We start from the raw sequence: 9,521 nt of genomic DNA on the forward strand, positions 1-9,521 counted from the left end.
TAGAATCAAACCGAAACGCAACGAAGGCGAAACCCGACAGGATGCGATGTGACGTTTGCGGGACGAACCCGCCCGGATACTTTATCGCCGACCGCCGTAGACTAGGCCGCACCGCACGCCGTCGGTCGAGGTTGAGCCGCCAAATCGTCGATGTGACGGCGGCAATCGGAACCTGACGGGGGGCTACCTGCCCGGCCTGATCGCACGGACCTTCTGAGCGAGACTGGGCCGGCCTGCCGCCGCTGCGCCGTCGACGAAGGCGTCCAGAAGGTTGGTCTTGCTGAAAACGTCGTCCAGACGCCCCATGGGTCTCCCAGAGACGCCGTACGTGCGCTGGGTTTGCTCGAGATTGGCGTCGTAGTGTTCGCCGTCTTCGCGGTTGCGCCCCAGGTAATACACCGTCTCAAGATCGGCGAGTTCCTCCGATGTCAGAAGAGCGGTCATCGCGGCATTCAGGCTCTGACGCCTTTGCTGATGCGTGGCGATAGCCTCCGGGTCCCGAGGGAAGAATGACGATCCGAGATCCGCTGTTCGGTCCTTGACAGGGTGAGCCTCTGCCCAAGCCGAAAGCGCTGCGACCGCCTTGTCGTCACTGAGGTGCTTCAGGGAGGTCTCAATCCCGACGAGCGTCGCCAGCGGACGCGAGTTTCGAATGGTCGTCAACGCTTGGCTGAACTTCCGACTCCCGAGACCAAAGCTCTCCATGACCTTTGCCTTGCGGTCGGAAAATTCGGCGTCGCCCCACCCGGAATGGGGCCCCACCATCGCCGCGACCCGCTTGAGATCCTCTCGTGAACACTCGCCGGTGTGTGCGCCGGTCAGGCGCTCCTGCTCGAGCTCCAGCACGCGGATCTTCATCTGACCCAATATCGCTTCCAACGTCTCGATACTGGTCCTGATATGCGGGAGATTGACGACCGCAAAGCCGCCCAGGCTTTTTACGCCGGCACGGTTGCTGGCGTAACGCAGTTCCTGTCCGTCGTCGTCCACGGCCGACAGGCTCGCCACATAGGGCTCGAGCTGAGCCACAAGATCCACGATCCGTGCGTCTCCGACCTTGGCGTCCCTAAGATGCTTCCACTGGGAGCGGATATCGTGGTCCGGCTTGTGACGCTCGGCGACCATTCCGGCGTCATGCAGCCGGTTTATCGCGAACTTCAGGGACAGTTCGATCGCATGTCGGCAGTTGTACAGGATCGGCATGGCGAGAGAGTCTCGACTGCCGAACATCTTCTTGTCGATGACGGCCACAACGAGTTCGCGCGCAGCCTCAATGTAGCCGTCGACATAGGCCTCCTCGCTGCCCTGCACGCCGATACAGGCGTTCCAGAGTCCATCGGGGATCTTCTCGAAGAAGGGGTCGGGGTGAGGAGCAGGTTCGGGCTGGGCGACGTCGGTCATAAAGTCCGAATGGCTCAACGTCGGAAGGTCGGCAAGCGCGCCGAATGTCGGGTCGCAGTCTTCCCACGCTCCATCGAAATACGACGATGCCCCTGAAGCGCTAAGGGCTCCGCCCTCGCGCGGGCCAAGGTGAAGCGGCTGCGCCGCCGGACCGGCCGCTAAGGTTTGACCTGCGCGGGCTCGGCCTCCTCCGGACCAAGACCATGCTCGATCGCGGGTTCGTCGATCTCTCCCGCGCGGAACGCGTGGACGTTTTTGACATACTGGGAGCAGCCCTGCGGCCGCAGGACCACGGAGAGGTCGCTGTTGACCATCGACGGCCGCCAGTCGTCATAGATCACTCCCGAGCGGAACATTCTCAAGCTGCTGCACAACAGGGCTGAACAAGGCGGAGGTTTGGCGTTTCGCGGCGGCGGCTAGGTCCAGGTGGGTCAGCAACAGAGCGAGAAAGAGCGGTGTCTGGCTATCGCTAGGTCCATCGCCAGCGGCCGACGTGAGGACGGGTTGCGGAAAGGCGTCATCATCGCCGCTTGCCGGAAACTCATAACGCTCGCGCACCATATGAGCGTTCGGCACACAAACCGCGCTTCCCTGCGATCGCCGTGGCGCCCGGTCGAGTCGCCGGTCGCGTCCTTGGGCTATCCGCCTCGGCGCAGCATGGCGTCGAGTTGAGCCATGCCGGGGTCGGACGGAACGAGTTTGAACCGTGTCCTAGGCCCCCGTTCGAGAATGACGACATTAATGTCTCGGATCATTTCGGACCCTTCCGGATAGTAGATCTGCGCCTCGGCGAAAGGCGCGTGGCGCATCGCGGAGCGGAGCAGCGCCGGCTGATCGGTCCAAGCCTGTCGAAGGGAGCGTTGCGGATCGTAGCCCCCAATGGGCAGCTGCACCCAGTTGTCCCGGCCATACAGCACCAGCCATTGCCCCTCCTTGAATTGTTCGGGGCGCGGCGGACCCGAGCCCATCCGACCGACCGAGAACAGGGCGGCGCCGGCGCGTTGCTCGGGGTGCGCTTTCAGCCATGTTCGCGCCGGCTCGAAAGCATCCTCATGGGCGTAGACGAAGCGCTCGCTGCCACCGACCTGTTTCAGGTTGAAGTCCATAACCTGGTCATCGGTGATCGGGACCGGCCGTCCCGAGAGTAATCCGTCCCGCAAGGCCAGGAGCCGGGCCTTGCGATTCGCCGACAGCTCGAGACGTTCGATCGGAGCGTCCGTCAGTTTGGCAAGGATGCTCGGACAGACGAGGCCGAGGAGCAGGTCGCTGGAGATCGGCGCATAAAAGGCTACACCGAGGTCCTTGACGCCACGCCGGTCGTCGGGCGTCGAACCCTCGCGCACGATCGGATGATCCGAGGTCCAGAACCGCGCTCCGCCGGCAGGCTCGTAGAGGATCGGGATTTTCGTGAGCAGACCCTCGACGATCTCGTCCCGATTGGCGATCAGGTCGAGCGTGATCTTGCGGATGTCGTCTTCGCTCGGCATCGGATCGTCTAGCGCGGGTAGGCCAGCCTCCACGAGCCGTTCGACCAGCTGGCGCGGCAGGCGATCCAGCGTCGTCCGAACCTTGGGCGTGCGCAGGAACTGCACCGCTACGCCGGTGCAGACCGCCGCCTCCGCCACTGACGGACCCCGGCTCAAGTTGCGCCCGTATCTGACGGCGCCCGACGCCGGACTGTGTAAGAGGTCGCCAAAGCAGGAGCAATCAGTCTCTGGCGCTGGCTTCGATCCTGAGGGGCAGCGGGTCCGACGTCGATTCTCCGCAACTTTCTTGCGGAGAATGCGCAACTCCTCTGTGTTGCTCGTGGCTGCTGGTCCGTTCAGCCTTCACCGGTCAATCGCGAGTGAAATCATGGCTCCGAACCTCCAACCGAATGTCGGCTCTCGAGTTTTCGCCTTGAGCCCGCGAGAGCTGGAGTGCCTGTTGTGGGTCAGTCGCGGCAAGAGTTCGGGAGATATCGGCGCCATCCTCGGATTGTCGCCGCGCACGGTCGACAGCTACCTTGAGAAGGTGTGCTCGAAGCTGCGCGTGCGCACCCGGATAGAGGCCGTCGCGGTCGCGGTGGGGGCCGGGGTTATCGAACCGGAGTGACATCGTTGGTCACACGCGATACGCGAGTTTTCCGCTGAGAATCGGATCATGATTGCGCGCCTGAACGGTGATCATGTCGCTTATGCCCGGAGACGTCGTCCAAGCTTTCGCTGGGGAGATCGCATCACGCGATGTGCGTCGCCTCGAATCCTATCTGTCGGAGCAGGTCGCGGCCCAGTTCGACATCGCGGGCGAACTCGTCGGACGCACCGCGCTTCTCGGCTTCTGGCGTCGGCTCTTCCAAAGCTATTCGCTGTTCGAACTTCACATCCTCAAGTCCGTCACCCAGGGCGAGCTGGTCATAGCCGAAAGCCTCTATCTGCTGGCCGCGAACCGTGGCCTCGTCATGAACGTCCGCGCCATCAACGTTTTCGAGGTTGAGAAGGGTGTGATCACTCGGTGGCGCGATCACGCCGATCTGGCCGAGGTGCCTCTGGCTGAGAAGGATCGTTGGCGTCGCCTCAGCGTCGCCCGTTGGTGAGGAGGGGAGGGGGCGGGCCGGGAACTTCTGTGTGAAGCTCGACGTCTTCACCCGTGATCGCCGCCGACGCAGAGCGTCCCCTGGCTCAAGATCAAAGGCTATCCGGTCGAGGCCCGCCGACAGCCATCTTAGTGAGAGTGTGGACCGAAGCCAAAACCTTGAGTGCGGTGCGCGCTCGATCCTACGGGCGTGCGCGGAAGCCGCTCGGGTGCCCGTGAGATCGGGCTAGCGCTCTGAGCCGCGCGGCCGCAGGACGAGGCTTGACAGGTTGGTCCGTCGGCGGCCGTAAGGAGGGGCGGTGCGAGGTCAGGATCCGGGATGAACACGTCTGAACTTCGCGAGGGCCTCGAAGCCCGACAGGTCTGGATCTATTTCGCCGCCGTGATCGTCGCGGCGGCTATCGGGTTGCTGATCCCGGGCACGGCGGTGCTGGAATCAGCGATCAATCCGGCGCTGGCTCTGATGCTGTTCGTCACCTTCCTGCAGGTGCCGGTCGCGGCGCTCGGCCGGGCGCTTCAGGAATTGCGGTTCGTGGGCGCCTTGCTGGCCGTGAACTTCATCGCCGTGCCTCTGCTGGTCCTGGGCCTGGTGCAGTTCCTGCCGGCCGATCCCCTGATCCGTCTCGGCGTGCTGATGGTGCTGCTTTGTCCCTGCATCGACTATGTCGTGACCTTCGCTCATCTGGGTCGTGCGGACGCCCGGTTGCTCCTGGCCTCGACACCGGTGCTGCTGATCGCCCAGATGGCGCTCTTGCCTATCTATCTGCGTCTGTTCCTCGGCGCCGAGGCGGCGGCCTATGTGCAGCCAGGTCCGTTCATCCACGCCTTCGTCTGGCTGATCGCCATCCCGTTCGTTCTGGCGGCGCTGGTCCAGCCCTGGGCGGCCCGCAGCAAAATGGGCGAGCGAGTCTCGTCTGGTCTCGGCCTGGCGCCGGTGCCGGCCACGGCCTTGGTGCTCTTCATCGTCGTCGCCGCGGTCATGCCGCAACTCGGACAGACCCTCGACCGGACCCTGAGTGTCGTGCCGGTCTATGTCGCCTTCGCCGTGCTGGCCCCACTCATCGGATGGGCCGGCTCGCGGCTCGCACGGCTGACGCCGGAAGCCGGCCGCGCCGTCGCCTTCAGCGCCGGAACCCGCAACTCGCTCGTGGTCCTGCCGCTGGCCCTCGTCGTGCCCGGCGCCATCCCCCTAGTCCCGGCCATCATCGTCACCCAGACCCTGATCGAGCTTTTGGCGGAGTTGGTCTACATCCGCTGCATCCCGAGGCTGGGACGTCGGTCAATCTGAACAGGGCGCAGCGAAAGGTTGAAGCTCGATCGGCCGCGACGAAGACGCCCCGGATCCTGCTCTTGTACGGATCGCTGCGCGAACGGTCCTACTCACGGCTCGTCGAGGACGCAGCTTGCCTGCTGCAGCGAATGGCGTGCGAGACCCGTATCTTCGACCCGTCCGACCTGCCCCTGCCGGGCGCGCCCGGCGATGACGACCGCACGGCGGTGCGCGAGCTGCGCGAGCATGCCTTCTGGTCAGAGGGCATGGTCTGGTGCAGTCCGGAACGGCACGGCCAGGTCTCCGGCGTGATGAAGTTGCAGATCGATCACCTGCCGTTGAGCCTCGGCGGCATGCGTCCGACCCAAGGCCGGACGCTCGCAGTCAAGCAGGTGTCGGGCGGGTCTCAGAGCTTCAACGCGGTGAACACCCTGCGCCTCCTTGGCCGCTGGATGCGGATGGTCTCCATCCCCAACCCGTCGAGCGTGGCCAAGGCTTTCCAGGAGTTCGACGAGGCCGGCCGGATGAGCCCTCGGCCGACTATGAGCGGATCGTCGATGTGATGGAGGAACTGGTGCGCTTCACCATCCTCACCCGTCCGCACCCGGCCCGGCTGGTGGACCGCTATTCCGAGCGCAAGGCGGCCGGGACACCCGTCGACGCCGCCTCCAATCTCTCGGGGATCGCCATCGCGCGACAGGCCTGACCTTGCCCCGAAACGCGCAAGGACGTCTCGCATTCGCCTACCTTGCTACGGGCCCTGGCCCGATGGCCGCGCTGCGCCGCATTGTGGCTTGGCGGGCTTCGTGCTGGCCGTAACGCGCCAGAAGTGGCGAAAGACTATGCTCCGCCTGAAGTCCTCACATTGACGAACCTCCAAGCCGCTGCCGCGCTATTCAAGGGGCCGGGCGCTCGTCCGGCCGAACAAGTAGTCCCGAAACAGAATAGGAGCAGGACGTGCCCCGCACCGCAGCCGATTTCCTGTCGATTTACCAGCAAGGCTTCGTGAGGGTGGCTGCGTGCCGTCCCGTCTGCAGGATCGCGGATCCGGCGTTCAACCTGGAGCAGACACTACGGCTCGCCCGTGAGGGAAACGAGGCCGGGCTCGCGCTGATGGTTTTCCCAGAGCTCGGCCTGTCGGGGTATTCCATCGACGACCTGTTGCTGCAGCGGGCGTTGCTCGACGAGGTCGAGCGGCAACTAGTGAATCTCGTAACCGAAAGTCGCGATCTCTTCCCGGTCATACTGGTTGGTGCGCCCCTCCGCCGTGAGGGACGACTCTACAACTGCGCGGTGGCTATCCACCGGGGGCGAGTCCTTGGCGTGGTGCCGAAGGGCCACCTCCCCAACTATCGCGAGTTCTATGAAAAGCGATGGTTCGCCTCCGGGCGGGATGTGGTCGGCGAAATTACGATTGGAGGCGAACCGGCTCCATTCGGAATGGATTTGCTGTTCCAGGCCGACGACGTCGATGGCCTGATCTTTCATGTGGAAATTTGCGAGGATGTCTGGGCGCCAGCGCCGCCCAGCGACTTCGCCGCGCTCGCCGGCGCGCTGATTCTGACGAACCTGTCGGCAAGCAATATCGTGGTGGGAAAGGCGGACACGCGGCGAAGACTTTGCGAGCTGCAGTCTGGCCGCTGTTGGGCGGCCTACATCTACTCCGCCGCCGGCTATGGAGAATCGACGACCGACCTGGCCTGGGACGGACAGGCCTGCATCTACGAGCTGGGGGCGCAGCTCGCGGAGACCGAGCGCTTCAGCCTGGAGTCCCAGATGGCCGTCGCGGACATAGACGTCGAACGGCTGCAGCTGGAACGTATGCGGACCGGCACGTTTAACGAAGCCGCGATCGCCAACGGGATGCCCGACCGGCGCTTTCGCCGGGTGACCTTCCATCTCGTTCCGCCAGTTCGCAACCTCGGCCTGCAACGATGCATCGACCGTTTTCCCTTTGTGCCCGATGATCCCTCCCATCTCGACCAGGACTGCTACGAGGCGTTCAACATTCAGGTGAGCGGGCTGGCCAAGAGGCTTGAGGCGACCGGGACAGCCAAGATCTGCATCGGCGTGTCCGGAGGGCTGGATTCAGCTCACGCCTTGATCGTCGCGGCCAAGGTCTTCGATCTGCTTGGCCGTCCGCGCACGGACATTCTCGGGTTCACAATGCCCGGCTTCGGCACGAGCGCGAGGACCAAGTCTAACGCCTACGCCTTGATGAACGGGCTCGGCGTGACCGTCGAGGAAATCGACATCAAGCCGCTCGCCCAGCAGATGCTGCAGGACTTGCGCCATCCGTTCGCCAGGGGCGAACCGGTGTACGACACGACGTTCGAGAATGTGCAGGCCGGGCTCCGGACAGACCTCCTGTTCAGGGCCGCCAACCAGCGGAACGGCATGGTGCTCGGCACGGGCAACATGTCCGAGCTTGCGCTTGGTTGGTGCACCTACGGCGTTGGCGACCAGATGAGCCACTACAACGTGAACGGCTCGCTCCCGAAGACCCTCATTCAACACCTCGTCCGTTGGACGGCGGCGAACCGCCTGTTCGACCCCGCGGTGTCCGATGTCCTGCTCGACATTCTGGCGACAACCATTTCGCCGGAGCTCATCCCGCAGACGGCCGAGGGGGAGTCGCAGAGCACCGAAGGCAAGATTGGCCCCTACGAGCTCCACGACTTCTGGATCTACTATCTCACCCGGTTCGGGCTGCGGCCCTCCAAGATCGCCTTCCTGGCCTTGCACGCCTGGCGGGACACCGCCGCCGGGCACTGGCCGCCGGGCTTTCCGGACGAGCAAAAGCGGGCCTACCCCATCGGGGCTATTCGCAGCTGGCTGGAGGTGTTCCTGCAGCGCTTTTTCGCCAATCAGTTCAAGCGCTCGGCCCTGCCGAACGGGCCCAAGGTCACAACAGGCGGTTCATTGTCGCCGCGCGGCGACTGGCGCATGCCTTCGGACGCTCATGGCCAGGTCTGGATCGACGAGCTGCATCGCAACGTGCCGGAGGTTCTTGATCCCGCAAGCGACGACATTCCAACGAAAGAGCCCAAGGCGTCGCCTGTCGGAGGCAAACCCATCGTCCGATAAGTCCGTCGCCCGGCTGCGAACTCCGGGGTCGGAGGGGCGGTTCAGGAACCGGAAGCCGGCGCCTGCCCATCCGGCCCCCGGCGGGGCGGAAGATTAGCTGAAGGGCTGGCGGCCCTAGCCGTTCTCCGCCGGCCGCGCGCTCTTCGGCGGCGGGAGCCGGGAGAAGCCGATCACGAGGATGACGATCGTCAGCAGCTGAACGGCGACGCCTTCGACCGTCGGGTAGAGGCCGAGGATTTCGATGCGGGGGATCCAGGCCAGCGGATGGACGTCGAGCCACCCCGCCTCCTGCAGCGCCGCCACCCCCTTCCCGACGAGGACAACCGACAGGATGGCCATGAGAATCGAGCTCAGGGAGAAGAACCGGCCGATTGGCAGGCGCTTGCTGTAGGCCAGCAGGGCCCATGCCACCACGGCCAGGATGACCACCGCCGTGAGGGCGCCGGCCAGCATGCCGAGGTGGCCGCCCTGGCTCCAGATCGCCGCATAGAACAGGATGGTCTCGAACACCTCCCGGTAGACCACCACGAAGGACAGCAGGAACAGGAACCAGGCCGACCGTTTCGACAGCGCATGGGAGAGCTTGTCGCGGATATAGGTCTGCCAGGCGTCGGCGTGCGACTTACCGTGCATCCAGATGCCCACCGAGACGAGCACGACGGCGGCCAGAAGCGAACCGAACCCTTCGGTCAGTTCCCGGCTGGCGCCGCTGATGGAGATGAAGAAGGTCGCGGCCGCCCAGGTAGCCCCGCCGGCGACCAGCGCGGCGACCCAGCCGCCGTGGACGTAGCGCAGCACCTCGGGCCGTTCGGCCTTCCTGAGGAAGGCGATCATCGCCACCACGATGAGCAGGGCCTCTAGGCCTTCGCGCAGCAGGATGGTGAAGGCGCCGAGGAAGCTGGCGAGATTGTCCGCCTCCTGGGGCGCGAGGGCCCGCTCGGCCGTGTCCAGCAGGGCGTTCGCACGAGCGACCCGACCGGCGACCTCCTGGGCGGGCGCACCCCGGCTGATAGAGACGCGCAGCTCGGTCATGGCGGTCTCGACCCGGCGCAGCAGGGCGCTGTCCCGGGCGCCGAGGGCCGGCTCGATCGGCTCGACGCCGTCGAGGTAGGCGGACAGCGCCGCGTCGGTGGCGGCCTTGCGATCGCCCCGTCGATAGGCGGCCTCGCTCTCCGCCAGGCGCGTCCGC

The 9,521-nt window shown here is 65.0% G+C and carries 8 protein-coding genes and 1 pseudogene; 5 read left to right on the top strand and 4 right to left on the bottom strand.

The annotated features are described in order from the left end of the window. Positions 1 to 183: 183 nt before the first annotated feature. From WC585_RS14415 to WC585_RS14425, 3 genes are all read right to left on the bottom strand, one after another. Positions 184 to 1,401 (bottom strand): hypothetical protein, encoded by a 1,218-nt coding sequence (locus WC585_RS14415; RefSeq protein ID WP_373258606.1) that lies wholly within the window; start codon positions 1,399 to 1,401, stop codon positions 184 to 186. A gap of 158 nt (positions 1,402 to 1,559) precedes the next feature. Continuing rightward, complete coding sequence (locus WC585_RS14420) at positions 1,560 to 1,757, bottom strand: hypothetical protein (RefSeq protein ID WP_278069320.1); 198 nt, start codon at positions 1,755 to 1,757, stop codon at positions 1,560 to 1,562. Between the two features lie 282 nt (positions 1,758 to 2,039). Then, a complete protein-coding gene (locus WC585_RS14425; RefSeq protein ID WP_373258607.1) occupies positions 2,040 to 3,044 on the bottom strand; it encodes a DUF4238 domain-containing protein in 1,005 nt (334 codons plus the stop codon). A 211-nt stretch (positions 3,045 to 3,255) separates the two neighbouring features. Between WC585_RS14425 and WC585_RS14430 the strand changes: the two genes are divergently transcribed. The 5 genes and pseudogenes from WC585_RS14430 to WC585_RS14450 all read left to right on the top strand — a co-directional run bounded on the left by WC585_RS14430 (position 3,256) and on the right by WC585_RS14450 (position 8,332). After that, positions 3,256 to 3,495 carry a helix-turn-helix transcriptional regulator gene (locus WC585_RS14430; RefSeq protein WP_083793413.1) on the top strand — a complete coding sequence of 80 codons (240 nt, stop codon included), beginning with the start codon at positions 3,256 to 3,258 and terminating at the stop codon, positions 3,493 to 3,495. Between the two features lie 73 nt (positions 3,496 to 3,568). Further along, the gene (locus WC585_RS14435) at positions 3,569 to 3,976 is read left to right on the top strand and encodes a nuclear transport factor 2 family protein (RefSeq protein ID WP_232216215.1); all 408 of its coding nucleotides are present in this window, start codon (positions 3,569 to 3,571) and stop codon (positions 3,974 to 3,976) included. Between the two features lie 318 nt (positions 3,977 to 4,294). Then, on the top strand, positions 4,295 to 5,263 hold the full coding sequence (locus tag WC585_RS14440) for an arsenic resistance protein (protein WP_114816357.1): 969 nt from the start codon (positions 4,295 to 4,297) through the stop codon (positions 5,261 to 5,263). Further along, positions 5,260 to 5,951, top strand: a pseudogene (gene arsH, locus WC585_RS14445) (arsenical resistance protein ArsH). Before WC585_RS14440 ends, arsH begins: the two are co-directional and overlap by 4 nt. A gap of 251 nt (positions 5,952 to 6,202) precedes the next feature. Then, positions 6,203 to 8,332, top strand: a complete 2,130-nt coding sequence (locus tag WC585_RS14450) for an NAD(+) synthase (RefSeq protein ID WP_114816356.1) — start codon at positions 6,203 to 6,205, stop codon at positions 8,330 to 8,332. 114 nt (positions 8,333 to 8,446) lie between these two features. Here WC585_RS14450 and WC585_RS14455 read toward each other — a convergent pair. Continuing rightward, positions 8,447 to 9,521: FTR1 family protein (locus tag WC585_RS14455; protein WP_373258608.1), on the bottom strand; the 1,075-nt coding region annotated here is incomplete at its 5' end.

Origin of the sequence: Brevundimonas sp., from assembly GCF_041648055.1 — a bacterium.
Classification (GTDB): Bacteria; Pseudomonadota; Alphaproteobacteria; order Caulobacterales; family Caulobacteraceae; genus Brevundimonas.